This is a genomic window from Microbacterium sp. SORGH_AS_0505 (genome assembly GCF_030818715.1).
Taxonomy (GTDB): domain Bacteria; phylum Actinomycetota; class Actinomycetes; order Actinomycetales; family Microbacteriaceae; genus Microbacterium.
In genome coordinates, this window is record NZ_JAUTAT010000001.1 from 1,858,682 (window position 1) to 1,883,242 (window position 24,561).

23 protein-coding genes and 1 pseudogene are annotated in these 24,561 nt (G+C 69.0%); 11 read left to right on the forward strand and 13 right to left on the reverse strand.

All coding sequences use genetic code 11. The annotated features are described in order from the left end of the window. Complete coding sequence (locus QE428_RS09110; RefSeq protein WP_091352087.1) at positions 1-894, forward strand: carbohydrate ABC transporter permease; 894 nt, start codon at positions 1-3, stop codon at positions 892-894. Here QE428_RS09110 and QE428_RS09115 read toward each other — a convergent pair. The 7 genes and pseudogenes from QE428_RS09115 to QE428_RS09145 all read right to left on the reverse strand — a co-directional run bounded on the left by QE428_RS09115 (position 887) and on the right by QE428_RS09145 (position 9,415). Continuing rightward, entirely contained in the window at positions 887-1,678 is a 792-nt protein-coding gene (locus QE428_RS09115; protein ID WP_307468331.1) for a nucleotidyltransferase domain-containing protein, read from the reverse strand. The genes QE428_RS09110 and QE428_RS09115 overlap by 8 nt on opposite strands. A gap of 27 nt (positions 1,679-1,705) precedes the next feature. Next, a complete protein-coding gene (locus QE428_RS09120) occupies positions 1,706-3,946 on the reverse strand; it encodes a glycoside hydrolase family 3 N-terminal domain-containing protein (RefSeq protein ID WP_307468334.1) in 2,241 nt (746 codons plus the stop codon). Further along, positions 3,943-4,956, reverse strand: a complete 1,014-nt coding sequence (locus QE428_RS09125) for an ABC transporter permease (protein ID WP_307468337.1) — start codon at positions 4,954-4,956, stop codon at positions 3,943-3,945. The genes QE428_RS09120 and QE428_RS09125 overlap by 4 nt, the downstream gene beginning before the upstream one ends. A gap of 2 nt (positions 4,957-4,958) precedes the next feature. Next, positions 4,959-6,038 (reverse strand): ABC transporter permease, encoded by a 1,080-nt coding sequence (locus tag QE428_RS09130; RefSeq protein WP_091352098.1) that lies wholly within the window; start codon positions 6,036-6,038, stop codon positions 4,959-4,961. Further along, a pseudogene (locus QE428_RS09135) lies at positions 6,035-6,845 on the reverse strand (ABC transporter ATP-binding protein). Before QE428_RS09135 ends, QE428_RS09130 begins: the two are co-directional and overlap by 4 nt. Beyond that, positions 6,842-7,666: an ABC transporter ATP-binding protein gene (locus QE428_RS09140; RefSeq protein WP_091359434.1), complete on the reverse strand. Its 825-nt coding sequence runs from the start codon at positions 7,664-7,666 to the stop codon at positions 6,842-6,844. The pseudogene QE428_RS09135 and the gene QE428_RS09140 overlap by 4 nt, the downstream one beginning before the upstream one ends. An 87-nt stretch (positions 7,667-7,753) precedes the next feature. Further along, positions 7,754-9,415, reverse strand: coding sequence for an ABC transporter substrate-binding protein (locus QE428_RS09145; protein WP_091352103.1), 1,662 nt, complete (start codon positions 9,413-9,415; stop codon positions 7,754-7,756). A 180-nt stretch (positions 9,416-9,595) separates the two neighbouring features. On the opposite strand from QE428_RS09145, the gene QE428_RS09150 reads away from it, so the two are divergent. The 3 genes from QE428_RS09150 (at position 9,596) to QE428_RS09160 (ending at position 12,001) form a co-directional block, all read left to right on the forward strand. After that, the gene (locus tag QE428_RS09150) at positions 9,596-10,237 is read left to right on the forward strand and encodes a TetR/AcrR family transcriptional regulator (protein ID WP_091352105.1); all 642 of its coding nucleotides are present in this window, start codon (positions 9,596-9,598) and stop codon (positions 10,235-10,237) included. Positions 10,238-10,329: 92 nt separating this feature from the next. Beyond that, positions 10,330-10,746 (forward strand): YciI family protein, encoded by a 417-nt coding sequence (locus QE428_RS09155; protein WP_091359438.1) that lies wholly within the window; start codon positions 10,330-10,332, stop codon positions 10,744-10,746. Positions 10,747-10,750: 4 nt separating this feature from the next. After that, on the forward strand, positions 10,751-12,001 hold the full coding sequence (locus QE428_RS09160; RefSeq protein WP_307468343.1) for an RNA polymerase sigma factor: 1,251 nt from the start codon (positions 10,751-10,753) through the stop codon (positions 11,999-12,001). 114 nt (positions 12,002-12,115) lie between these two features. On the opposite strand, the gene QE428_RS09165 is transcribed toward QE428_RS09160, so the two are convergent. Beyond that, positions 12,116-13,432, reverse strand: a complete 1,317-nt coding sequence (locus QE428_RS09165; protein ID WP_307468345.1) for an HNH endonuclease signature motif containing protein — start codon at positions 13,430-13,432, stop codon at positions 12,116-12,118. 106 nt (positions 13,433-13,538) lie between these two features. After that, complete coding sequence (locus QE428_RS09170) at positions 13,539-14,051, reverse strand: adenylyl-sulfate kinase (protein ID WP_307468347.1); 513 nt, start codon at positions 14,049-14,051, stop codon at positions 13,539-13,541. 86 nt (positions 14,052-14,137) lie between these two features. On the opposite strand from QE428_RS09170, the gene QE428_RS09175 reads away from it, so the two are divergent. Further along, positions 14,138-15,334: an NAD(P)/FAD-dependent oxidoreductase gene (locus QE428_RS09175; protein WP_307468348.1), complete on the forward strand. Its 1,197-nt coding sequence runs from the start codon at positions 14,138-14,140 to the stop codon at positions 15,332-15,334. A gap of 20 nt (positions 15,335-15,354) precedes the next feature. Then, positions 15,355-15,852: a hypothetical protein gene (locus QE428_RS09180; protein ID WP_307468350.1), complete on the forward strand. Its 498-nt coding sequence runs from the start codon at positions 15,355-15,357 to the stop codon at positions 15,850-15,852. A 9-nt stretch (positions 15,853-15,861) separates the two neighbouring features. On the opposite strand, the gene QE428_RS09185 is transcribed toward QE428_RS09180, so the two are convergent. Beyond that, complete coding sequence (locus tag QE428_RS09185) at positions 15,862-16,881, reverse strand: ATP-binding protein (protein ID WP_307468351.1); 1,020 nt, start codon at positions 16,879-16,881, stop codon at positions 15,862-15,864. A gap of 88 nt (positions 16,882-16,969) precedes the next feature. Beyond that, positions 16,970-18,016 carry a hypothetical protein gene (locus QE428_RS09190; RefSeq protein WP_307468353.1) on the reverse strand — a complete coding sequence of 349 codons (1,047 nt, stop codon included), beginning with the start codon at positions 18,014-18,016 and terminating at the stop codon, positions 16,970-16,972. 86 nt (positions 18,017-18,102) lie between these two features. On the opposite strand from QE428_RS09190, the gene QE428_RS09195 reads away from it, so the two are divergent. Beyond that, entirely contained in the window at positions 18,103-19,035 is a 933-nt protein-coding gene (locus tag QE428_RS09195) for an alpha/beta fold hydrolase (protein WP_307468355.1), read from the forward strand. Here QE428_RS09195 and QE428_RS09200 read toward each other — a convergent pair. After that, positions 19,032-19,886: a PhzF family phenazine biosynthesis protein gene (locus QE428_RS09200; RefSeq protein WP_307468357.1), complete on the reverse strand. Its 855-nt coding sequence runs from the start codon at positions 19,884-19,886 to the stop codon at positions 19,032-19,034. The two genes, QE428_RS09195 and QE428_RS09200, sit on opposite strands and share 4 nt — an antisense overlap. A gap of 27 nt (positions 19,887-19,913) precedes the next feature. Then, entirely contained in the window at positions 19,914-20,900 is a 987-nt protein-coding gene (locus QE428_RS09205) for an endonuclease/exonuclease/phosphatase family protein (protein WP_307468358.1), read from the reverse strand. A gap of 191 nt (positions 20,901-21,091) precedes the next feature. On the opposite strand from QE428_RS09205, the gene QE428_RS09210 reads away from it, so the two are divergent. From QE428_RS09210 to QE428_RS09225, 4 genes are all read left to right on the forward strand, one after another. Further along, positions 21,092-21,919, forward strand: a complete 828-nt coding sequence (locus QE428_RS09210) for a MerR family transcriptional regulator (protein WP_307468360.1) — start codon at positions 21,092-21,094, stop codon at positions 21,917-21,919. 145 nt (positions 21,920-22,064) lie between these two features. Continuing rightward, on the forward strand, positions 22,065-23,624 hold the full coding sequence (locus QE428_RS09215; protein ID WP_307468361.1) for a molybdopterin-dependent oxidoreductase: 1,560 nt from the start codon (positions 22,065-22,067) through the stop codon (positions 23,622-23,624). Between the two features lie 21 nt (positions 23,625-23,645). Further along, positions 23,646-24,134 carry a molybdenum cofactor biosynthesis protein B gene (locus QE428_RS09220; RefSeq protein ID WP_307468362.1) on the forward strand — a complete coding sequence of 163 codons (489 nt, stop codon included), beginning with the start codon at positions 23,646-23,648 and terminating at the stop codon, positions 24,132-24,134. Beyond that, positions 24,131-24,559 (forward strand): molybdenum cofactor biosynthesis protein MoaE, encoded by a 429-nt coding sequence (locus tag QE428_RS09225; RefSeq protein ID WP_307468363.1) that lies wholly within the window; start codon positions 24,131-24,133, stop codon positions 24,557-24,559. The genes QE428_RS09220 and QE428_RS09225 overlap by 4 nt, the downstream gene beginning before the upstream one ends. Positions 24,560-24,561 lie beyond the last annotated feature (2 nt).

Sequence of the window (24,561 nt, forward strand, 5' to 3'; positions counted from 1 at the left end):
ATGGCGATCACGACGGTGACCGAGCCCGACAAGGCCGCGGTGACGACGGATGCCGCGCCCCGCCGGCGGCGGCGATCGGTGAGCTGGTCGCGGGGTGCCACCTACCTCGCGCTCACGATCGGGTTGATCGTCACGCTGGCCCCGTTCATGTGGATGCTGCTCGGCAGCTTCAAGACACAGGGCGAGCTGCTCCAGCGTCCCATCACGTGGTGGCCCGAGCAGGCGACGCTCGACAACTACTCCCGCTGGCTGACGCAGCTGGACTACGGGCAGTTCTTCTTCAACTCGGTGGTCGTCGCGCTCGTGGTGGTCGTCGGCAACATCGTGTTCTGCTCGATGGTCGCGTACGCGCTCGCCAAGCTCGAGTTCCCCGGCAAGAAGGTGCTGTTCGGCCTCGTGCTGCTGACGCTCATGGTGCCGGGTGTCGTCACGCTCGTGCCGATGTTCGTCCTCGTGGCGAACATGGGGCTCGTCAACACGTATCCGGCGCTCATCCTGCCGTTCCTGGCGGGACCTCTCGGCGTCTTCCTCATGCGGCAGTTCATCATGGGTGTCCCCGACGCCCTCATCGAGGCGGCGCGGATCGACGGCGCGGGGGAGTGGCGCATCTTCCTGCGGGTCGTGCTGCCGCAGTGCGGTCCGCCGATCGCGACGCTCGCGATCCTCACGTTCCTCGGATCGTGGAACAACTTCCTCTGGCCGCTCGTGATCGCCCAGACCGAGCAGATGTACACGCTCCCCGTCGCACTGTCGCTCTACTCCGTCGGGTCGAACGGCACGTACTACGGTCTGCTCATGGCGGGGTCCGTGCTCGTCGTGACACCGATCCTGCTGCTGTTCCTCTTCCTGCAGCGCTACTTCGTGCAGGGCATCACGATGACGGGGCTCAAGTAGGTCGAACCAACGAGAGGAAGTACTCGTCCGCGAGCGACCGGACGAGCGCACCGTCCCGTTCCGGCGCGGCGTCCTCGTACACCTCGGCCCGGTCGAGCTGCGCGGTGACGAAGCGGTCGAGGGTCGCCGGCGGGGTCCCCGCACCGAGCTCGCGAGTCTGTGCCTTCTGGGCGATGAGATCGTGCACCGCAGTCCGCACGTCGTCGTCGAGGTCACCCTCTTCGATCAGGGTGGGGAGGTCCATCGGCGGGACAGCCTGCGCGGGATGGACCTCGAGCCATCTCAGGGCGGCAGCAGGACGGAGGACATAGAAGAACCGCTTGAGGGTGGGCTTACCCGCCCGCTGCTGCCGGGCGACGTGCAGGTAATGACGTCCGACCGCCCCGCGCTCGACGATGCGGTCGGCGAGATCGAGCAGGCCGTCGCGGAATGCCGGGTCGCCCGTGTAGACGATGGGAGAGCGGAGCCACTCGATCGCCGTCGCGTTGCCCTTCGCGATCAGCTTCACGGACTTCGCGAGATCCCAGCCGTTGACGTCGAACACCGCGTCCAGCGGGGTTTCGATCACGTCGCGCTCGGGCCACAGCGTCAGGTACTGCTCGCGTGGCCGTACGAAGATGAAGCGGCAGTCGTAGTCGCTGTCGGGTGAGGGGAATCCCCACGCGCGGCTGCCGCTCTCGATCGCCCACGGGATCTCGACATCGTGGTCCCGCGACACCGCAGCGAGTCGACGATCGATCTCGGCGACGACGTCCGGATCGAGGTCGGCGGGGATGGCACGCATGCCTCGACGATAGCGAGAGCCGTCGCGTCAGCGGATCTCGAACGAGACCGCCCGCAGCACCTCGTCGCGGGACGACGGCCCGATGAGGAGCTCGAACTCCCCAGGTTCCACGATGCGGCGGCCCCCCGCATCCACGATCGTGCAGTCGGATGCCGGCAGATCGATGTCGACGGTCGCGCTGGCGCCGGCGGCGAGGTCGACGTGCCGGTACGACTTCAGCTCCTTGTCGGCCCAGCTGACCGAGGTCACCGTGTCGCGGACGTAGACCTGGACGATCTCGTGCGCGGGGCGCTCGCCGGTGTTCCGCAGCGTGATCTGCGCGCGGATCGTGTCGCCTGCCGAGACGACGGGCGTCAGGACCTCCGCGTCGCCGTACTCGACGGTCGTATAAGACAGCCCGTCGCCGAAGGCGAACGCCGGCTCCTGCGTGAGGTCCGCGTAGCGGTCGCCGTGCTGCCCTCGGATCTGGTTGTAGTACGTCGGCTGCTGGCCGGCGTGCCGCGCGAACGAGATCGGCAGGCGCCCGGCGGGCTCGATCTCGCCGAGGAGCACCTCCGCGATCGCACGCCCGCCCTGCATGCCCGGATTCGCTACCCAGATGACGGATGCCTCGCGCACCGACTCGGGCAGGATCAGCGGCTTCGACGCCATCAGCACGACGACGAGCGGAGTGCCCGTCGCCGCGAGGGCGTCGAGGAGCGCCCGCTGACCGCCGACGAGCTCGAGCGTTGCGGTCGACCGGCCTTCGCCCACGAGCTCGATCCGGTCGCCGACGACGGCGACGACGACGTCGGATCGCTCAGCGAGAGCGACCACCTCGGCGATCTGCCCGGCATCCGGCTCGCTCGGGACGACGATCGGCGGCCGCGGCTGGCCGTCGGGGAAGACGCCCGCCGGGTCGTCTGTCAGGCGGAGGATCTCTGCGCCCCGCGCATGCTCGACCGCCCCGCCAGCGAGCTCGCGGAGGCCGTCGAGGACTGTCGTGATCTGCGCACGCGGGTGGCCCTCCGACATCCAATCGACCTGCCCGGACGAGCCCGCCCAGTCGCCGAGCTGCGTCTGCGCGTCGTCGGCGAGCGGACCGACGACGGCGATGCGCCGGGTGTCGGGAGCCAGCGGGAGGGTGCCGTCGTTGCGGAGGAGGACGAGCGAGCGCCGCGCGACCTCGAGGTTGAGGTCGGTGTGAGCGCCCTGCGCGATGACCGACCCGATGCGCTCCCGGTCGGGCAGGCGCGGGTTCTCGAACAGCCCGAAGCGGAACTTGAGCGACAGGATGCGCGTGACCGCCTGGTCGATGTCGGCCTCGGCCAGCATCCCGCGGTCGACGGCCTCGAGGGCGCCGGCGAAGAACCCGGGCGTCGTCATGACCATGTCGTTGCCGGCCTTCACGGCGGCCGCGGCGGCGTGCGCGTAGTCCGGCTGCACCTTCTGCTCCCACACCATGCGACCGACGTTGTCCCAGTCGGTGATGAGGGTGCCGGTGTAGCCCCACTCGCCGCGGAGCACGTCACTGAGCAGCCAGTCGTTCACCGTGATCGGCACGCCGTCGGTGGTCTGGTAGCCGAGCATGAAGGTGCGGCATCCCTCCCGCGCGACGCGTTCGAACGGCGGCAGGAACCAGGAGCGGAGCTTGCGCCGAGAGATGTCGGCCTCGCTCGCATCACGGCCGCCCTGAGTCTCGGAGTACCCGGCGAAGTGCTTCGCGGTCGCGAGGATCGCGTCGGGGTCGTCGAGGCCGTCGCCCTGGTAGCCGCGCACCATCGCCGAAGCGAGCTCGCCGATGAGGAACGGGTCCTCGCCGAACGTCTCGCCGACGCGGCCCCAGCGGAGGTCGCGTGCGATGCAGAGGACGGGGGAGAAGGTCCAGTGGATGCCGGTGGCCGCCACTTCGGCCGCCGTCGCCTTCGCGACGCTCTCGATGAGGTCCGCATCCCAGGACGCGGCCATGCCGAGTTGTGTCGGGAAGATCGTCGCCCCCTCCCAGAAGGAGTGTCCGTGGATGCAGTCCTCCGCGACCAGCAGCGGGATGCGCAGCCGGGTCTGTGCCGTGAGCTCCGCGGCGCGGAGCACCTTTTCGGGGGACGTGTGGAGGATCGAGCCGGCGTGACGCTCGTGCACGATGTGCTCGAGGTCCTCGCGGGCGTCGAACTGCATCATCTGTCCGACCTTCTCGGGGAGCGTCATGCGCCCGAGCAGGTCGGCGACGCGCTCCTCGACTGACAGAGCGGCATCCAGGTAGGCGGCGGCAGCGGTGTCGACGGTCGTCATTCGCGGGCCTCCCGGCGGGTGACGGGGACCTCGACGGTGCGGACGGCGGTGACGGCGTCGTTGACGTTCAGGCCCTTCTTCTTCATCGCGCGGGCCCGCTCGCCGGCGGAGCGCAGGCGGGGGTTCACGTACTCGTCAATGCCGAAGTTGATGAGCGACAGTGCCACACCGATGGCGGCGATGCAGAGCCCCGGGGGCAGGTACCACCACCACTGGTTCTGACGGAATGCGCCCTGAGCGCTCGCCCAGTTGAGGATGGTGCCCCAGTTGTACGTGTTCACCGGGATGACACCGATGTACGACAGAGTCGTGAGCCCGAGGATGGCGGCGGTCACGGTGCCGACGAAGCTCGCGGCGATGAGCGCCATGAGGTTCGGCAGCATCTCGACGGTGATGATGCGGCGCAGCGGCTCGCCGTTCGCTCGGGCGGCCTGGATGAAGTCGCGGTTGCGGAGCGACATCGTCTGCGCGCGCAGGACCCGGGCGCCCCACGCCCAGCCGGTGATCCCGAGGACCGCGGCGATGAGGACGAGCGGCGGCTCCTCGAACATCGAGGCGACGATGATGATGAGCGGCAGACCCGGGATGACGAGGAACACGTTCGTCAGCGCCGAGAGGCCCTCGCTCTTCCACCCGCGGACGTAGCCCGAGACGACACCCACGACGATGGCGATGACGGTGGCCAGGATCGCAGCGAGGAAGCCGACGACGATGACGCCGCGCGTGCCGTGGATGACCTGGCTGAGGACGTCTTCGCCGATGTGAGTGGTGCCCAGCCAGTGCTCGGCGGACGGCGGTTGGAACCGCGCCGTGTTGTCGACCTGGGTGGGCGAGAACGGAGCGAGGACGTCGGCGAAGATCGCGATGAGGACGAAGAAGCCGAGGATGGCGAGCCCCGTTATCGACTTCGCGTTGCGGAACATCGCGAACGCCGACCCCAGGCGGGCCCAGAACGTGTTGGGCGTCGGGTCCTCGGTGCGGGCCATGCGGATGGTGGCGGTGGTGGTCATGGTCAGGCCTCCGTCTGGCGGGTGCGCGGGTCGAGGAACGCGTAGGCGATGTCGGCGAGGATGTTCGCCACCAGCACCGACAGCGTGATGACCAGGAAGACGCCCTGCATCAGCGCGTAGTCCTTGCCGTTCGTGGCATCCAGCAGAAGTTTTCCGACGCCGGGGTAGCTGAAGACCATCTCCATGACGATCGTGCCGCCGACGATGAAGCCGATCGACAGCGCGAAGCTCTGGATCTGGGGGAGGACCGCGTTGCGGGCGGCGTACCGCCACAGCACGCGCGAGTTCGGCATGCCCTTGGCCTGCGCGACGGTGATGTAGTCCTCGTCGAGGACCGTGAGCATCATGTTTCGCATGCCGAGCATCCAGCCGCCGAGCGAGGCGATGATGATCGTCACCGCCGGGAGCGTGCCGTGGTGGATCACCTGCCCGATGAACTCCGGGGTGAACTCGGGCGAGTAGCCGACGCCGTACGCCTTGCCGATCGGGAACCACTTGAGGTTGACCGAGAAGAGGGCGATGGCGAGGAGCCCCAGCCAGAAGTACGGGATGGTGCTGAGGAAGGTCGTGATCGGGATCATCACCTCGGAGCGGCTCCCTCGACGCCAGCCGATGATGGCGCCGCCGATCGTGCCGATGAGGAACGAGATGATCGTGGCGAATCCGACGAGCCCCACCGTCCAGGGGAGGGCCGCGCTGATGACCTCACCGACCGGGCGGAGGCCGTGCAGGAGCGAGACGCCGAGGTCGCCGCGGACCATCAGGCCCCAGTAGTCGACGTACTGCTGCCACATCGACTTGTCGGTGTCGATGCCGAGCAGGGCGCGGAGCGCGTCGGCCGCCTCGGGCGTGACGTTGCGGTTGCGGGCGAGGTACTGATCGACCGCGTCGCCCTTCATCAGGCGGGGCAGGAAGAAGTTGATCGTGATCGCCGCCCACAGCGTGAAGAGGTAGAACAGGGCGCGGCTGCCGAGGAAGCGCCACGGGATGCGGGAGCGCCCCTTCACGGCGGTGGTCGCGGTGGTGCCGACCTCGAGCGCGTCGGACGTCTCGACGGGCAGCTGGGGTTCGACGGCGGTCATCGGGCACCTCCGGGCAGTCCCGGAGCCGACGCGAAGTGGCTCTCGGGGTCGGGGGACGCAGCGCGGAGCTCCTGCGTGTACGGGTTCTGGGGACGCAGGATCACGTCGTCGGCGGTGCCGCTCTCAACGACCCTGCCCTGGTTGAGCACGAGGATCTCGTCGCTGAAGTGACGTGCGGTGGCGAGGTCGTGGGTGATGTAGAGCACCCCGAGCCCTTCCTCGCGCTGCAGGTCGGCGAGGAGGTTCAGGACGCCCATGCGGATCGAGACGTCGAGCATCGACACCGGTTCGTCGGCGACGAGGAGGCGAGGACGGGATGCCAGGGCCCGGGCGATCGCGACGCGCTGCCGCTGCCCGCCCGAGAGCTCGTGAGGTCGGCGGTCGATGACCGAGTCCGGATCGAGCCGGACGCGGTCGAGGAGGCGGCGCACCTCGTCCTCGACCTCCTTCATCGGGACGACGTTGTCGAGGCGCAGAGGGCGCTCGACGTGATGGCGGATCGAGTGGTACGGGTTCAGGGAGGCGAACGGGTCCTGGAACACCATGCGGAGCTGCTGCCGGTAGTCCCGCAGGCCCTTGCCGCGGCGGGGGATGGGCTTCCCGTCGAGGCGGACCTCGCCGCTCGTGGGCGTCTCGAGCTGGGTGAGGATCTTCGCGATCGTGGACTTGCCGCTGCCGGACTGGCCGACGAGGCCGATCGTCTGGCCGGACGAGAGGGTGAAGGACACCTCGTCGAGGGCCTTCATCTGACCCGCACCGCGGAGCGTGGTAGATCTTCGTGACGCTGTCGAATTCGAGTGTGGTCATCGGACGACGACCCCCCTTTCACCGGTCAGTCGCGGGAACGAGGACAGCAGCGTGCGCGTGTACTCGTGCTGCGGGGCGGTCCAGATGCGCTCGGCGGTGTCGATCTCGACGATCTCGCCCTTGCGCATGATGGCGATGCGGTCGCTGATCTCCAGCAGCAGCGGCAGGTCGTGGGTGATGAAGATGACGGAGAAGCCGAACTCGTGGCGCAACTGCGAGATCTGCTTGAGGATCTCGCGCTGGACGAGGACGTCGAGCGCCGTGGTGGGCTCGTCCATGATCATCAGCTGCGGGCGGAGCGCGAGCGCCATGGCGATCATGACGCGCTGGCGCATACCGCCCGAGAGCTCGTGCGGGTACGAGCGGCTGCGGGCGGCACCGACCTTGACGATCTCGAGCAGCTCGTTCACCGCGTCACGGCGTGCGGCCCGGTTCATGTCGGGGCGGTGCACCTCGAAGACGTCGGCGAGCTGCGACCCGATCGTGGCGACGGGGTTCAGGGCGTTCATCGCTCCCTGGAAGACCATCGAGATCTTGTCCCAGCGGAAGCGGCGCATCTGCTCCGGATCGAGCGAGTTGACGTCGATGTCCTCGCCGGAGACGTCGCGGAAGGTGACCGATCCGCTCGAGATGACGGCGGGTGCCTTGAGCAGGCGCTGGACGCCGTAGGCGAGCGTGGTCTTGCCGCATCCGCTCTCGCCGGCGAGGCCGAGGATCTCGCCGCGGCGCAGCTCGAGGCTGACATGGGTGACGGCTTCGACCGGGGGGTCGACGTCGTAGACGACCGAGAAGTCGTCGACGGACAGTAACGAATCGCGCATCGGTGCGTGCTCGCTTTCGTGGAGGTGAGCAGGGGGAGCGGGACGGATGCCGCGGGCCATGCGGCATCCGTCCCACCGTCGATCGGATTACTCTTTGGGCTTCAGCTTCGTCAGGATCTGAACGACGCCGACCTGCGTCGGGTCACCCGCGGCGTACTGGTCGTCCTCGGAGGGCCAGCCGACGTAGTTGCGGGTGTTGAACTCACCGAGGAGCGGGTGGGCACCCAGCGGGATGGCGGGGACGTTCTCGACGAACGCCTTCTGCAGGATTGCGCCGGCTTCGGCGCGCTCGTCATCCGAGGCAGCGTTGGCGTAGGTGTTCAGCGCCTCGGTGACCGCGGGGTCGTCGAAGCGGCCGAAGTTGAACGACGCCTTGCCGTCGACGATCCACTTCGGGTCCATGGTCGACGTGTACAGGCCGTACGCGTTGCCGGTGTCCTCGAGCCAGTGGATGATCGCGTCGAAGTTGCCCTCCTGCTTGCCGGCGTCCCAGCCGCCGAAATCGGGCTGGTCGACGTTGACCTTGATGCCGAGCGCCTTCTCGAGCTCCTCCGACATGAGGGCCTGCTCGGTGTTCCAGTCGCTCCAGCCGGCGGGGACGGAGACCGAGAACTCGACAGCTTCACCGTCGGGGTCGGTCAGCGTGCCGCTGTTCCAGGTGTAGCCGGCGTCCGTGAGGACCTCCTTGGCCTTGTCGACGTCGACGGAGTAGTTGTCGTCCTTGTACTCGTCGATGATCTCGCTCTCGAGCACGGAGCTGAGGCCGGTCTTGTTCCAGATCGCCTCGCTCGCACCCTCTCGGGCGATGTCGACGTAGGCCTCGCGGTCGATCGTCCAGGCGAGCGCCTCGCGCAGTGCGGGGTCGTTGAAGGGCTTCTTCTGCAGGTTCATGAAGAGCGTGCCGGCGCCCGGGGTGGGCGAGACCAGGAACACGTTGTCCGGGTCGGCGGAGAGGTAGCTCTCCTGGACCTGCGGGATGAAGGCCTGAGCCCAGTCCGCGTCGCCCGACACGAGCGCCGTGGTGAGCGCGGCGTTGTCGCCGTACGAAACGTAGTTCAACTGGGGAACGGCGAGGTCGCCGCCCCAGTAGTCGGGGTTCGCCTTGAGCGAGACGGACTCGGTCGACCAGTTCGACATCACGTACGGGCCGGTGCCGACGAGCTTGCCCTCATCGGTCAGGGGGTCGGTGTTGGGGTCCTCGATGTCCTTCCAGATGTGCTCCGGGACGATCGGGGTGTGCAGGACGCGGCCCTGCGAGGTGAACTTCGAGCTCGAGAAGGTCAGCACGACCGTGTCGCCGTCGGCGGTGACCTCGGTGACGCCGAGAGCGCCGGTGTCGGTGAGCTTGCCGCTCAGGTACTGATTGAAGGTGAAGACGACGTCGTCGGCGGTGAAGTCCTCACCGTCGCTCCACTTCACGCCGCTGCGAGGCGTGACGGTGAGCTGGGTGTAGTCGTCGTTCCACTCGACCTTCTCGGCGAGCCACGGGGTGGTGCCGAGGTCTCCGGTCGGGTTGACGAGCGCGAGGGGCTCGAAGATGACCTTCGAGTAGCCGTAACGCGAGCCGGCCGAGTCGCCGAGATAGGGGTTGTGGGATTCCGTGGTGATCGCGCCGTCGGGCTTCGCGATCGTGAGAGCGGCTCCGGAGCCCTGGTTCCCGGAGTCGTTGTTTCCTCCGCCGGCGGCGCAGCCGGTGAGGATGAGTGCCGCGGTGAGACCGGCGGCGGCGAGGGAGGTCTTCAGCCTCATTGCTTCTCCTTCATCTGTGGTCCCGGCGCCGCGAACAGACCTCCGAAGGAGTGCCACTCGGCGCTGAGTGTGATTGCATGGGAAAACTTACAATCAAGTAAGTAAGTTCACAACCCTCCAGTGATGCGGGCGTCGCGATCTGCGTATGATCTGATCCGCACGCGGGGAAGAAGGCAGATCATGGTCGACAGCCGACACCAGACGAAGTCGCGTCCCGCGACGCTCGTCCGTCGTCGAGAGATCCTCGACGCGGCGCAGGAGATCTTCGGCTCCAAGGGCTTCGCGAACGGCACCCTGCAGGACATCGCCGACCAGGTCGGGATGACGCACGCCGGCATCCTCCATCACTTCGGGTCGAAGGATCAGCTGCTGCTCGACGTGCTCGAGCATCGGGATCAGACGGATGTCGTCGATCTGGACGGCGGGCGCATCCCGGGCGGGATGGAGCTGTTCCGCCACCTCGTGCACACCGCGATCATGAACATGCAGCGGGCCGGGATCGTGCAGGCGTATGCCGTGCTGTCGGCGGAGTCGGTCACCGACGACCACCCCGGGCGGGCGTACTTCGAGCACCGGTACACCGTGCTGCGAAAGGACCTGCGCGAGGCGTTCGAGCGGGTCTGCGAGGAGCGAGGCATCACGGATCCCGGCTCGATCGCGCACGGCTCGGCGGCGATCCTCGCCGTGATGGATGGGTTGCAGGTGCAGTGGCTGCTCGATCCGACGGCGGTCGACCTGGGGCGGGCGTCGGAGTTCGCGATCGAGGCGATCGTGGCCGCCGTCATCGAGCCGCGTCCGTCGGTCCTGGCGGAACCCGCCTGAGTTTGTTCGGCGTCGATGTCGATTCCGATCGCACTTGTTCGACGCGATAGTGAGAGGGACGAAAAGCGTCCCCCGGAACTCAGGAGATGACCATGAAGCACATGCTGATCATGCGGAGCACGCAGGCTGCGGCAGAGGCCTTCGCCGAGACCGATTTCGAGGCGGTCATCAATGCGATGGGCGCGTACAACGAGTCGATGATGAACGCCGGCGTTCTCGTCGGTGGCGACGGCCTCGCGCCCGAGCCGGGGTATGTCGTCGACTTCGACGGCGAGACGCCGGTGGTCAGCGACGGCCCCTACGGCGAGGTCCACGAGCTCTTCAACGGGTTCTGGATCGTGCAGACGGGGACCGCCGAGGAGGCCTTGGAGTGGGCGAAGCGCGCACCGCTGACGCCGGGCAGCAAGCTCGAGGTGCGGCGGGTGACCGACGAGAGCGACTTCGCGGACTTCGCCGACAACGAGTACATCGAGAAGGAGAAGGGCTGGCGCGAAGAGCAGGGCGCGTGAGCCGGTGAGTGACGTCCGGCGCGAGATCGAGGCGGTCTGGCGGATCGAGGGTGTGCGGATCGTGGCATCCCTCGCGAGGGTCACGCGGGATCTCGGTCTCGCCGAGGATGTCGCTCAAGAGGCGCTGGTCGAAGCCTTGACGGCGTGGCCGCGTGACGGGATGCCGGTCAATCCAGGTGCGTGGCTGACGGCGGTCGCGAAGCGGCGCGTGATCGATGCGTGGCGGCGACGGACAGCGCGTGATGACCGGTACGCCGGGATCGCACACGATCTGACCGAGGTGGTCGATGCGGACTGGGAGCCGATCGACGACGACGTGCTGCGGCTCGTGTTCACGGCGTGCCATCCCGCGCTGTCGCGGGAGTCGCAGGTCGCCTTGACGTTGCGGGTGGTTGCGGGTCTCACGACGGAGGAGATCGCGCGGATGCTGCTGGCGACCGTGCCGGCGGTGCAGGCGCGGATCACCCGGGCGAAGAAGACGCTGGCGGCGGGCGGCATCCCGTTCGAGACTCCGGACCCGTCGGAGTGGCCGGGCCGATTGGGTGCCGTGTTGAGTGTCGTGTACATGGTCTTCACCGAGGGGTATGCGGCGACGGCGGGGGAGCGCTGGGTGCGTCCCGACCTGGCCGACGAGGCGATCCGGTTGGGGCGCGTCGTGGCGGGTCTGCTCCCGCGGGAGCCTGAGGTGCTCGCGCTGCTGGCACTGATGGACTTCCAGCGGGCGCGCTTCGCGGCGCGCGAGACGGCGGGTGGTGCGCCGATTCTGCTCGGGGATCAGGACCGGACCCGGTGGGACCGCGGCCAGATCGCGCGGGCGTCGGACGAGTTGCGCCGAGCGGATGCCGCGGCCGCCGCGCGAGGGAAGGGTCGCGGTCCGTACGCGTTGCAGGCCGCCATCGCGCAGTGTCATGCCCTGGCGCCGAGCGTGGCGGAGACCGAATGGGAGCGCATTGTCGTGCTCTACGAGGTGCTGGGTCGGGTTGCGCCGAGTCCGATGGTGGAGCTGAACCGGGCGGCGGCGGTCTCGATGGCGGCGGGGCCGGCCGAGGCGCTCGCGATCGTCGACGATCTGGACCGGTCAGGCGCGCTGCAGGGGTCGCACGTGGTTCCAAGCGTGCGAGGCGAGTTGCTGGCGCGGCTGGGTCGGAACGATGAAGCACGCACGGAGCTGACGAGGGCCGCGGCGCTGACCGCGAATGCCGCGCAGCAGAGGGTGCTGCGGGACAAGGCTGCCGCGCTGCGGGGTCTCGGGTAGGCGGAGCCGGGGGCGATGGGGTGCGACCGGACCTGCGCGCGCTCGTGCGATGGAGTGCGCGCGCCTGTCATCGTGGCGAACGTGTCTGTCCGAGACCGCGTGGGGTGCGCCCTCTCAGAAGGGTGCCGGGTCTCCGGGTTGTGCCGGGGCAGGGATAAAGGCGACGGCCGGTGTGGGTGCGTCTTCGCGGTAGGTCCTGCCCAGGGGTGAGGTCCATTCGAGGACACCACCCTTCAGTTGTCGGACTCTCCAGGCGGTGAATTGCTTCATCGAGTGGTGCCGTTGGCACAGGTGGGCGAGATTGGTGAGTTCGGTTCGTCCGCCGAGGGCGTGGTCGTGAGTGTGGTCGATCTCGCAACGGATCGCCGCGACCCGGCATCCGGGGAACCGGCAGTGCTGATCGCGGGCTTGCAGGAACCGACGCATCCCCGAGGGAACGCGGTACGAGTCGGTTGCGACGGTGACCACGGTCGTCGGGTCGTGGAACAGTCGCTCCCAGATGTGCGTCGACCCGGCGAGCGTGCGGGCGGTAGCGGGGTCGATCGGAGAGCGGCCGGCGAGGTCGCACGGCCCGTCGTCCGCACCGGTGAGCGTCGCGGCGGGGACGAGCACCTGCACTCTCGCGCGGATCGCGCCGAGCGGTCCGGCGGTGGTGTCGCGCGTGTCGTCGAGTGCAGGGGTGCCCGCGAGGAGGAGGTCGGCGAACACGTCCGCTCGAACCTGATCGGTCGATCGGGCGTCGGTCGCGACGACCTCCGAGCCTGCCGAGCGTTCATCGCGCGTGTCGATGATCGCGCGTGCCTGCTGGGTGAGTCGATCGTGAATCCCCTCCGCGATCACGGTCGGGAGAGTTGCGATGAGGTCGCTCATGCCATCGCGCCCCGTCACCAACCGCACACACCGCCCCGAGGCCGCTTCGCCATGCCGCTCTGCGAAGGCCCGCGGGTGCATGCGATGTGCGAGGATTTCCAACTCTCCTCGCACCCGATTCGGCGTCTGACCCTCGCATCGTTCGATCGCGATCGCCTCGAACTCCGCCCACAGTTCCGCAGGCAGGTTGACTCCGGCGTCGACGATCGCACTCACGTGCCCGCGGACGATCCGGCCGGCTTCCCATGCGGCCACCGCCGCCGGAAACCCTTCGATCGTCACTCGAGCTTCACCAATGCGTCGTTGCACCGTCCGGTCGGTCATCCGCATCGTCCCGGCGAGTTCGGCAGAGATGGAGCGCAGGGCCATGTCGTGCAGAAGGACATTCGCGTCGGAGTGAACGCCCTGCGCCTCTGCCAACCGCCCCGCTGCCGCAAGCACGCGAAGCTCCGCGATCTGCCCGGAAGCGATGACACGACTCGCGTCCTCAACGTCCGCAAGAATCCCCGCTAGGGCGGCGAGATACGTCTCGCTACCGGGGGTTTCCATTGCTTCCGTCATACCTGGACTCTCGCACCAACCTCCGACATTCCGACCCCGAAAAGCGCCGAATCAACAGCCCGTGGACAGATCCGATAATGAGAAACCACTCATCCGACGGAAGGTCCTACATCCAACCCGCCCGCTCCAGCGCAACGCGCGCGATCTCGGCGACCGCTCGCCCATCCGTCGCGATCCGTATGGCATCCGGGGCACCGGCGTCCAACCGCCTCGCAGCCGCGGCGCTTCGGGCCACGTGTTCCTCGAGCGCCGTCCCGATCTCGCGCTTGGCAAGTCGATCCGCGGCGACGGCATCCGTCGACGTCAGCAGCACCGCCGTCGACCGCACGTGACCGCCCAGGGCAGCCTCCAGCTCGGCGACCTGCAGCACACTGACGGTGTTCGTGAAGATGAGCCTCGAATACCCGACCTCGCGATAATTCGCCCACATCGCGGCGAGATTCCGCTCCGCGAGCGGGACGCCGCTGCGCCACGGCTGAGGATGGGCCTGATCCAGATTGTCGCCCTCGATCACAGCGTGGCGGACGTCAGCCTGCGCGAGTAGGTGGGAGGCCTCGGCCGCGACGGAGGACTTGCCCACCCCGGAGCGACCGCCGATGAAGATCACGTCGGTGTGCATCCCTCATCCTCTCGACCTAACGGCCGTGGCCGCATCCCGCAACCCCGCGCCGCATGCCGACACCCCGACATACCGTGGGCGAAACGATGCGAACGGAGCGTGTGATGCGGACGTACGACTATCTGATCGTCGGTGGCGGAATGGTGGCGGATGCGGCGGCCCGCGGCATCCGGGAACTGGATCCCGACGGCACCATCGGCATCCTCAGCGCGGACGTCGATCCGCCGTACACGCGTCCAGCCCTGTCGAAGAAGCTCTGGACCGACCCCGACTTCACGTGGGATCAGGTGCCGCTCGGCACCGAGGAGACGGGCGCGGAGATCCGACTGGAGACTTTCGTCACCGGTATCGACCGCGACGCGAAGACCGTGTCGATCGGCGAGGGCAACGACCTCGGCTACCGTCGACTCCTCATCGCGACGGGCTCGAAACCCCGCGAGATCCCCGTGCCTGAGGACGACCGCATCCTGTTCTTCCGCTCGGCAGGCGACTACCGGCGCCTCCGCGACCTCGCCGCGAACGGCGGGCGTGCGGTCGTCATCGGCGGCGGCTACATCGGCGCCGAGATCGCGGCGGCGCTCGTGCAGAACGGCGTCGAGACCGAGCTCGTCTTCCCGTCCGAGGTCCTCGGCGACGGCACGTTCCCGCCAGCGCTCGCGAAACGTTACGAGCAGCTGTTCCGCGACGGCGGGGTCGAGCTCGTCTCGGGCGCGCGCGTCGACGAGGTGCGTGCCGCCGGCAACCGCCTGCACGTCGTGCTCGAGGGCGGCGAGGAGCGTCCCGCCGACATCGTCGTGCTGGGCCTCGGCGTCGACCCTGTGACCGACCTCGCCGAGCAGGCGGGGCTCGAGGTCGACGAGGGTGTGATCGTCGACGAGCACCTCGTCACGAGCGACGACGCGATCTGGGCGGCCGGTGACATCGCGTCCTACCCCGACCCGATCCTCGGACGCACGCGCGTCGAGCACGTGGACAACGCGAACGAGATGGGCGCCGCCGTCGGTCGGTCGATGGCGGGGGAGCGGCTCCCGTACACCCACACCCCGTACTTCTACTCGGCCGTGTTCCGCGTGCGATGGGAGGCGGTCGGCACGCTCGACCCCGAGAAGGATCCGCTCGTCGTCGATCTCGACGAGGACCGCACCGTCGTTTACTACCGCGACGAGTCCGGCGCACCGGTCGGCGTGCTGCTGTGGAACGTCGAGGACGCCCGCGACCTCGCGCGTGCCGTGCTCGTCGACGGCGAGACGGATGCCGAGGCCCTCCGCACCCGCATCGGCTGACCCTGTGCCAGGGTGGGCGCATGACGCACCGTCGGCTCGTCGTTCCTGCGGTGCTCCTGCTCGTCCTCGGTCTGTCGGCCTGCGCGAGTGGGCCGCCGCTTTCGCTGGGCGAGGGATACGAGTCCTGCAACTCCGAAATCGATGAGCCGGTGACGTTCGGTGACGTGGCGCGGGCATCCGCAGCCGGCACGGTCGTCATGGAGTCCATCGAGCTGGAGGGCGCCGAGGGGCTCGCGTTGCGCGAGGTCTACCTCGTGCCGATTCAGAACCAGGTCAGCCTGGGTGCGGACGCCTTCCCGCCGGCGGCGGAATTCTGGGATCGGCGAGTCGCCGTCCCCGGGACCGCAATCTCGCCCGGAGAGGAGGTGACCGTGCTGTTCGTCGTCGAGGCCGTCGGTGGGGGCGACACCCATGGCTCCGAGGGATACACCGCGCGGTATTCGATCGACGGACGGCCCTACGAGACGACGAGTTCAGCCCGGTTCCGGGCTCGCCTCGGACTGTGGGGCGGAGGATGAGGAGGGGCCCTAGCCTGCCAGCGGAAGCGTGATGGTGATGGTCGTCCCGACGCCTATGGCGCTGTCGATCTCGAGTGCGCCGTGGTGCTCGGCGACGGCGGCCACGACGCTGGCGAGCCCGAGCCCGGTGCCGCCGTCCTCGGGCTCAGCGAGACGTCCGCGTTCGCCGGGCGCCGCGATGGTGTCGATGTCATCCGGGTGGATGCCGCGGCCCGCATCCCGCACCGTCACGGAGACCGTATCGTCGCCGCGGACGACCTCGACGTGGATGTCCTCGTCGGAGTAGCGGGCCGCGTTCTCGAGGACGTTCGCGAACGCGCGGCGCAGGGCGAGGACGTCGCCGCGCACTGTCGCCGTGTCCAGTCGGTCGAAGTGGATGCGCTCCTCCGCGCCGGCGCGGAGGACGACGGTCGCCGATCCGCGCACCACGAGCGACACGTCGAACGTGCGCTCGTCGTCGCGCATCCCGCGGACGGCATCTGCCATCAAAGCGCCCGCCATCGCCGCAAGGTGCTCACTGGTCTCGAGGGCGAGCCGCAGGTAGCGGTTGTCCGTACCGATCTCGTCCTCGAGTAGGTCGAGGTAGCCGCGGAGGGCAGTGACAGGGGAGATGAGGTCGTGGGCGAAGGTGCGCTGCAGGGACACCTGCTCGTCCTGGGCCTGCTTCTCCGCTGTAATGTCGCGCACGATCTTCACGAACCCGCCGACGCCCGTGTCGTCGTGGATCGCGGTGATCGTCACGTGAGCCCAGAACTGCGAGCCGTCCTTGCGCACCCGCCACCCGTGATCCTCGACGCTCCCATCCGAACGCGCCCTGTCGAGCAGCGTGTCGGGGAGCCGGTTCTCGCGGTCGACGGCGCGGTAGAACAGCGAGAAGTGCTGTCCGATGATCTCGTCGGCGGAGTAGCCCTTCAGGTCCTCGGCCCCGACGTTCCATCCCCGCACGAAGCCGCTCGAGTCCAGCTTCACGATCGCGAACAGGGCTACGTGCTGCTCCCACGCCTCGATCGCGTCTGTTCGCACCTTCATGGTCCCCCGCCGGTCGGTGTCAGTCGTATCCGTCAGCATAGAAGCATTCCCGAGGCCCGCCCCGCGCTCCGGTGTGCCCTGACGCCCGTCAGAAGGCGCGGACCTCGCCCGGGCTCGCCGGCGGCAGCGGGGCGTGGGTGTCGAGATCCTCCATGAGGTGGATCGACGCATACGGATGAGGGGTGATGCGACCCGCGTCGTCGAAGACGCGGAGCGCGCGCCGCAGGAGGCCACCGGGAAGAAGCGGATGCCGGAACGTCACCTCGACACGGGTGTCGGGCCATTCCCCCACGATGTCGATGCGGGGCTCGCTCAGCCCCGGAGTCAGCGGTTGACGTTCCCCATCCGGTCCCCGCCAGTACTGGGCGAGGTCGCCGAACTCGTCGACGAGCGCGGTGATCGCGGCATCCCGTCGCTCCATCGGCAGATGGATGCGCCGCCAGGGCACGTCCGGCGTGGTGTCGACGACCTCGTCGGGCTGTCTCCAGTGGAGGATGTCCATGAATTCCTCTTCGGACAGCGGTACCGCATCGCTCATCGGTAAGAGTCGTTCCGGGAGCGGACCGGTGGGCAGCAGAGCGGTCGCGTACCGGTAGTGGTAGGAGGTTCCGCCGTGCTCCGCGCGCACATCGGGCGCGTCGGGCGAGAAGACCATGCGCGGCGCATCGCCGGCGTCCTCGACGATGAGGACGCGTCGATCGATCGTGTGCGTCGTGCGCGTCCCGCCGGCGATCACGATGAGCTCCGTGTCCGTCGACCACGCTGCCCGGTCGTCGGGATCCGGGTCGCGGCGCTCGCGCAGCCAGAGCCCGTGGCGGGTCGCCCCGACGGCGTACCTGCTGCCGTCCGCGTGTGCCTGGGCGACCGTGCCGACCCAGCGGACGTGGACGGCGGTCACCGGCCGATGCAGATCGCCCTCATCGTCCTCGCTGGGCGCGTACACGACCCACGCACCGTCCGGAGCGGCGTACACGGTCACACCGACCGCGACGTCGCCGACGTCCAGATCCGGCCAGGAGACGACCCGGTCATCCTCGCCGGCCGCCCGGATCACCGCGACCGGCTGCGTCATACTGACGAGGATCTCAGCGTCCTGACCCACGGCGACGCGCCGGGCGCGGGAATCGGTGCTCACGTGGTGATTCTGCCCCACGGTGGATCAGTCCGCCTGAGCTCGGCGCGCCGCCCGATCCGATGCGCGGTCGGCGACGAACACCCTCCGTGACGATCACCTGGCAACCCGAATCCGCGCACGCTCGGACGCGACTGGAGACGGATGCCGCAGCCCTCGGCCTGCGTCGGGTCGAGATCCCGACGACCATCGGCACGGTCGTCGCACGCGTGGGGGTCGCCGCCAGCCCCGTGGCGACCGTCCTGCTGCACGGCGCTGCCGGATCGTGGACGACCTGGACCCCGCTGCTGCGAGCCGCTGCTCGATGCGACGACCCGGTGCGCAACATCGTCGCGCTCGACCTGCCCGGCTGGGGCGAGAGCCCGTTCCCGTCCGATGGGATCGACATCGGGCGTTTCAGCGAGGCCATCCGCGAGGTCGCCACGGCCTTGGGGTACGAGCGATGGGATGTCGTCGGTCACTCGCTCGGCGGCGCGCTGGCCCTCGACCTGGCTGCGCGATTTCCCGAGAGGACCGATTCGGTCTTCCTCGTCTCGCCGTCGGGACCGGGCGTGTTCGACGCCGTGCGACGGCCGCTCCGAGGCGGGCTCGGACTGCCCGCCTTCGCGGGGATGCTTCTAGCCATGCGCATCCTCCGCGGTCTCGGCGACGCGTCTACTTCGCTGCTCCGCACGCTCGACCGCCGCGGTCTCCTGCGACCCCTGAGCGCACCCCTCTTCGCGCTGTCTCGCCGGATCGACCCCTCCGTCGTGCACGCGCTCGCCGACGAGATCCGGCCGCGGGCGTTCGTCGCCGCGTCCCGTGCCGCCGCACTCTACGACGAGTCGTCGTGGCGCGGCATCCGCTGCTCGGTGAGGTCGGTCCGCGGCGCGCGCGACGTGTTCGTGGGCACGGATGACGGTGCCGGGCTCGCGGCGCTGATCGATGGCTTCGACGAGGTGGTGCTGCCGGACGCCGGCCACTTCGCAGCCGTCGAGCAGCCGGCCGAGGTCCTCCGGCTACTGCGCCGTGCGAGGCTCTAGGAGTCGATGCGGACCGCGTGACCGGTGACGACGATGCCGCCCGATGCCGGTATGTCGACGGTCAGCTCGCCGGCCCGGCCGACGTGCGCGCCCTGCTCGATGACGATCTGCGCGGGCGGTGCGACCGCGCCGAGCGACCGCAGGTACGCACCGAACGACGCCGCGGCCGATCCGGTGGCCGGGTCCTCGGTGATGCGCCCCACGGGGAAGAGATTGCGTGCGACGAAGCGGTCCCGGCCGAGTCGGTGGGCGACCGTGATCGTGGCGGGCCAGCCGCGGTGATCCATCAGCGCTCGCACGCGCTCCGCGCCGAACGAGAAGCCGTCGAAGGCCGCGCGGTCGGCGACGACGATGACCGGATGCGGGTTGCCCGCGTGCGCGATGCGCGGCGGCAGTTCCGTATCGAGCGCTGAGGGTTCGAGCCCGATCTCGTCGAGGATCGCCGCGAGATCGTCCTCGGTGAGGGGTGACACCGACGGCTCGATGCTCGTGAACGAGGCGCGTGTGCTCGCGGCATCCATGCTCACCGTGATCTCGACCACACCCACGGGCGTCGCGAACCGGATCGCACCCGCGCTGACGCGGCCGGCGTCCGCGAGGGCGACGGCGGTGGCGACGGTCGCGTGGCCGCAGAACGGCACTTCGGCGATGGGGGAGAAGTAGCGGATCGTCATCGCGCCGTCGTCACCGACGCCCGTCACGAACGCCGTCTCGGAGAAGTCGATGTCCGCAGCGATGCCCTGCATCGACGCCTCGTCGAGGGCGGACGCGTCGAGCACGACGCCGGCGGGGTTGCCGCCGTCGGAGTGCGTGGTGAAGGCGGCGTATCGGAGGATCTCGAGGTCGGGCACCGTTCGAGGCTATGCCCGTCCGCAGGGTCAGCGGCGGACGAGGTCGGCGACGATGGGGCGGTGGTCCGTCGCGATGCCGGCGACATCGAGTGTGGCGACCCGCGCGGCATCCCACTCTGGTGTCGCGAGGACATTGTCGATCGCGGCGCCGAACAGCGGTGGGACCATCGACGGCCAGGTCGGAGCGAAGGTGCCGACGGTGCGGCAGGAGCCGAGCGCGCCGGCGGGCATGTTCGCGGGGACGGCGTTGAGGTCGCCGGCGACGATCGTGTCGGGGGAGTCGCAGTGCGACGCGATCCAGTCCAGTCCGAAATCCCGCCCCGAGGAATCGCCGCGGAAGCTGAGGGCGACGAGGTGCGCGGCGACGATGCGCGGCGCAGCACCGTCGACCTCGGGAGCGAGGACGAAACCGGACGTGCGGCCCGATTCGTCCGCGTCGGTGACCCGGTAGCGCGGCAGGTCGTCGGCGGCGAGGACGGTGACGGCGATGCCGCGCACGCCGTAGCTGACATACCCCGGCGGCACGTCGTCGGCCTGCAGGTTGCCCTGATAGAGCTCGCTGAGCACGACGATGTCGGGCTGGAGTGTGCCGATGAGAGCGGCGCGGGATGCCGCGTCCTCCGCTCCTTGCAAGACGTTCCATCCCAGCACTCGCAGCTGACCGTCCTGGCGAGCCGGGACGGCCTCGGGGGTGACCGCGGCAGGCATGGCGACTGCCGTCACGAGGAGCACGACGAGCAGACCGACGCTCACGACACCGGTGCCGAACAGTGCGACCTTCCGGCGTCGCCGGAGGAGTAGCGCGAGGAAGGTCAGGATGAGGGATGCGGCGAGCATGCCGGCGAACACGAAGCCGGGGAAGGCGAGCGCCCCGCTGAACAGCCACCACCGCGCGAGGAAGCCGAACTCCCGGCCTGCGAGGTAGACGACCGCGACGAGCGCGAGGGCCGCCGCGCCGATGAGAAGGAACGGTGTGAGCCGATCCCTGCGGGCAGGCCATTCGTTTGTCGTCATGTCCTACGCCCCCCGCGCGGTACCGGTCCGGCGATTTCGCCGCAGGCCCACGCTACCCGTGCGCCCCGCGAGGACGTATGCCATGCTCCGACCGTGACTGACTGCTCCTGCGCGCGCGCCCACAACCTCGAGAGCCCCGGTCTCGAGCGGGGGCTTGACCTCGCCCCAGGGGCAGGGCTGAGGGTGAACCTGTGACTGCACGAGACGACGAGTGGATGACTGCCGGACGGTTCGGCGCGTCGACCCTGCTGTCGGCGAAGGCGCTCCGGATCTACGCCGAGCGGGGGCTGCTCCCTCCGCGCCGGGTGGAAGCCGAGACCGGATACCGCTACTACTCGGCCGATCAGGTGCCGACGGGATGGCTGATCGCGCTCTTGCGGTCGGCCGACCTCTCGCTCGATCAGATCGCGTCGATCGTCGACCTCTCCGAGGAAGATCCGGATGCCGCTGTCGCCCTGCTCGACGAGGCGACAGCAGCGATGGATCGTCGCACGCAGGCTCACCATGTCGTGCTCGCTCGAGCGCGGCTTCATCTCACGAAGGAGACCCTGATGTCCGCTGTCGACACCGCGATCGAAGGCGACCGCCCCGTCCTGAGCGTGATGCGCCGCATGGCGCCGCACGAGATGGACCAGATCATCCACGATGAGGTCTACCACCTGCGGCAGATCGCCGCGGGTGCGGGGCTGCAGGTGACAGGGGATGCGTTCGGGGTCTTCCACGCGCCCGTCACCGATGACTCCGACGGTCCGCTCGAGATCGTCATACCCGTCGACGGGCTGATCGACGGCACCGAGGACGTCCGCAGCTACCGGATGACCGGCGGCCAGGTCGCGCTCCGTCACGCGGAGGGCCGCGAGACGGACTTCCCCGAGATCCTCGCGCTCTACGACGAGGTGTACGCCTGGATCACGGATGCGGGCCGTACCCCCATCGGCCCGCCGCGGGAGATCTGGCACAACTCACCCCGCGACGACGAGCCACTGCGGCTGACGGTGGCGTGGCCGTTCGCGGGGTGATGGCCATCCGCTTCGCATCCGCAAGAGGGAGTTTCCCCGCGCCCGATGCGTCAGAGTGAGACGCGCAAGCCCGTCACGCATGTCATCGCCGCAGCCAGGTGCATCCGATTCGGTGTTCGCTACGAACAAACCCTGAAGGGATGACATGAGCACTCACACCACAGGCAAGCGGTTCTTCTTCTGGGCAGCCGTCTCGGGCCTGGTCGGAGGCGCGGTCTTCCTCGCGGTAGCCGAGCTGGCCGCGCTGATCTTCGCGAGCACGGCCAGTCCGATCCTCGCCGTCGGCGCGTTCGTCATCGACATCGTCCCGCGGCCGCTGAAGGAATTCGCGATCAGCACGTTCGGTGAGTACGACAAGATCGCTCTCCTCGCCGGGCTCGGTCTCGCTGTCGTCATCGCGTCGGCGATCGCCGGAATCCTCGAATACATCCGACCCCCGCTCGGCGTCGTCGCACTCTTCGTCGCCGGCATCCTGTCGGGCGCGGCGATCGTCACCCGTGCCGAGGCGACCCCGCTCGCCTTCCTGCCTCCCCTCCTCGGAACGCTGGGCGGGGCCGCGATCCTCTTCCTCCTCGGCCGGCGGCTGCGGGCCTGGCGCGACGCGCACACGTCAGACGGGGAGGCGCGCGAGGACGGTCTCGACCGCCGACGCTTCCTGCTGATGACCGGTATCGCCGGCGCATCCGCCGTCATCGTCGGCGTCGCCGCCCGTACCGTCAGCGCCGCCACCGCATCCGCAGACGCGATCCGTCGCGCGCTCAAGCTGCCTGCCCCGAAATCCACCGTGACGATTCCCTCGGGCGCCGAGCTCGACGTCGAGGGGATCAGCCCGCTCATCACTCCGAACGCTGATTTCTACCGCGTCGACACGGCGCTCACGGTGCCGAACGTCGACCCGTCGACCTGGCGCCTCGTCATCGACGGCATGGTCGACACGCGCGTCGAGCTGTCGTTCCAGGACCTCCTCGACATGGGGCTCGACGAGTACGCCATCACGCTCACCTGCGTCTCGAACGAGGTCGGCGGCAACCTCGTCGGCAACGCGATCTGGCAGGGCGTGCCGCTCCGAGAGGTCCTCAAGATGGCGGGCCCGAAGGCGGGCGCCGACATGATCCTGTCCCGCAGCGTCGACGGATACACCGCGAGCACGCCGCTCTCGGCCGGCACCGACGAGAACCTCGACGCGATCCTCGCCGTCGCGATGAACGGCGAGCCGCTCCCTCCCGAGCACGGCTTCCCCGTCCGCATGGTTATCCCCGGTCTCTACGGCTACGTCTCCGCGACGAAGTGGGTCACGGAGCTCAAGATCACGACGTTCGCGGAGGACGAGGCGTACTGGACCCCGCGCGGCTACAGCGCCGAAGCGCCCATCAAGTTCTCGTCGCGCGTCGACACCCCGAAGAGCGGCAGCCCTGTGAAAGCCGGCAAGGTTCCGATCGCAGGCGTCGCCTGGGCGCAGACCGTCGGCATCGAACGCGTCGAGGTCAGCATCGACAACGGCGAGTGGATGCCGGCCAAGCTGTCCACCCCCATCAACGAGGACACCTGGGTGCAGTGGGTCCTCGAATGGGATGCCGAGCCCGGCACGCACTACGTGGCGGTCCGCGCGATCAACAAGAACGGCGACATGCAGATCGAGGAGCGTGCCGCCATCGCCCCGAACGGCTCGTCGGGTTGGCAGCGTTCGCTCGTCACCGTGTCGTGATGCACGACCTAGGGTGAGCACGTGACGTCTCTCCGCTCTGTCGTGATCACGGTGTCCGACCGCTCCGCCTCCGGCGAGCGCGAGGACCGCGGCGGCCCGCTGGCAGTGCAGCTTCTCGAGGCCGCGGGTATCGAGATCGCCGGGCTCGAGGTCGTCCCCGACGGTGCGGACTCGGTGGAGGCCGCCCTGCGACGCGCTCTCGCCACCCGCGCGCAGCTCATCGTGACGACCGGCGGCACCGGCGTCGGCCCCCGTGATCAGACGCCCGAGGGCACCGAGCGCGTCGTGACCCGGTCGCTCCCGGGCATCGCCGAGGAGCTCCGGCGCGTCGGCCTCACCGACACCCCGCTGTCGGTGATCTCCCGCGGCGTCGCGGGTGTCGTCGACCCCGAGGGGGCCCTGGTCGTCAACCTGCCGGGATCGCCGCGCGCGGTGAGCTCCGGCATCCCTGTGATCGTGTCGGTCGCGACGCACGTCGTCGACCAGGTGAGAGGCGGAGACCACTCGTGAACATCGTTCGGATCGCCCGGCTCGAAGAGACCGCCCTCGACCTCGACGCGCACCTGCGTGCTGTCGAGGATCCGAAGTACGGCGCGGTGACGACGTTCGTCGGTCGGGTGCGCGATAACGATCCGGATGCCGCGACCACCGTCGTCGGGCTGGAGTACAGCGCTCACCCCGACGCCGAGACGACCCTGCACCGGATCGCCGCCGAGGCCGGCGACACGTCGGGCGCCGTCGTGGCCGTCAGCCACCGCGTCGGCAACCTCGCCGTCGGCGACGCCGCGGTCGTCATCGCCGTCGCGTCGGAGCACCGGGCCGAAGCGTTCGAGGTCTGCCGCGACGTCATCGAGACGATCAAGACCGACCTGCCCGTCTGGAAGCGTCAGCTCGAAGTCGACGGCACGACGGCGTGGAAGGGCATCGGCGGCTGAGG

Excerpts from the sequence above, each read along its gene's own strand:
- QE428_RS09110 (WP_091352087.1), top strand. The coding sequence starts at position 1 with ATGGCGATCACGACGGTGACCGAGCCCGACAAGGCCGCGGTGACGACG.
- QE428_RS09185 (WP_307468351.1), bottom strand. The coding sequence starts at position 16,881 with ATGAAGGTGCGAACAGACGCGATCGAGGCGTGGGAGCAGCACGTAGCC.
- QE428_RS09140 (WP_091359434.1), bottom strand. The coding sequence starts at position 7,666 with ATGCGCGATTCGTTACTGTCCGTCGACGACTTCTCGGTCGTCTACGAC.
- QE428_RS09120 (WP_307468334.1), bottom strand. The coding sequence starts at position 3,946 with ATGACGACCGTCGACACCGCTGCCGCCGCCTACCTGGATGCCGCTCTG.
- QE428_RS09205 (WP_307468358.1), bottom strand. The coding sequence starts at position 20,900 with ATGACGACAAACGAATGGCCTGCCCGCAGGGATCGGCTCACACCGTTC.
- QE428_RS09115 (WP_307468331.1), bottom strand. The coding sequence starts at position 1,678 with ATGCGTGCCATCCCCGCCGACCTCGATCCGGACGTCGTCGCCGAGATC.
- QE428_RS09170 (WP_307468347.1), bottom strand. The coding sequence starts at position 14,051 with ATGCACACCGACGTGATCTTCATCGGCGGTCGCTCCGGGGTGGGCAAG.
- QE428_RS09180 (WP_307468350.1), top strand. The coding sequence starts at position 15,355 with ATGACGCACCGTCGGCTCGTCGTTCCTGCGGTGCTCCTGCTCGTCCTC.
- QE428_RS09155 (WP_091359438.1), top strand. The coding sequence starts at position 10,330 with ATGAAGCACATGCTGATCATGCGGAGCACGCAGGCTGCGGCAGAGGCC.
- QE428_RS09145 (WP_091352103.1), bottom strand. The coding sequence starts at position 9,415 with ATGAGGCTGAAGACCTCCCTCGCCGCCGCCGGTCTCACCGCGGCACTC.
- QE428_RS09215 (WP_307468361.1), top strand. The coding sequence starts at position 22,065 with ATGAGCACTCACACCACAGGCAAGCGGTTCTTCTTCTGGGCAGCCGTC.
- QE428_RS09175 (WP_307468348.1), top strand. The coding sequence starts at position 14,138 with ATGCGAACGGAGCGTGTGATGCGGACGTACGACTATCTGATCGTCGGT.
- QE428_RS09165 (WP_307468345.1), bottom strand. The coding sequence starts at position 13,432 with ATGACGGAAGCAATGGAAACCCCCGGTAGCGAGACGTATCTCGCCGCC.
- QE428_RS09130 (WP_091352098.1), bottom strand. The coding sequence starts at position 6,038 with ATGACCGCCGTCGAACCCCAGCTGCCCGTCGAGACGTCCGACGCGCTC.
- QE428_RS09150 (WP_091352105.1), top strand. The coding sequence starts at position 9,596 with ATGGTCGACAGCCGACACCAGACGAAGTCGCGTCCCGCGACGCTCGTC.
- QE428_RS09125 (WP_307468337.1), bottom strand. The coding sequence starts at position 4,956 with ATGACCACCACCGCCACCATCCGCATGGCCCGCACCGAGGACCCGACG.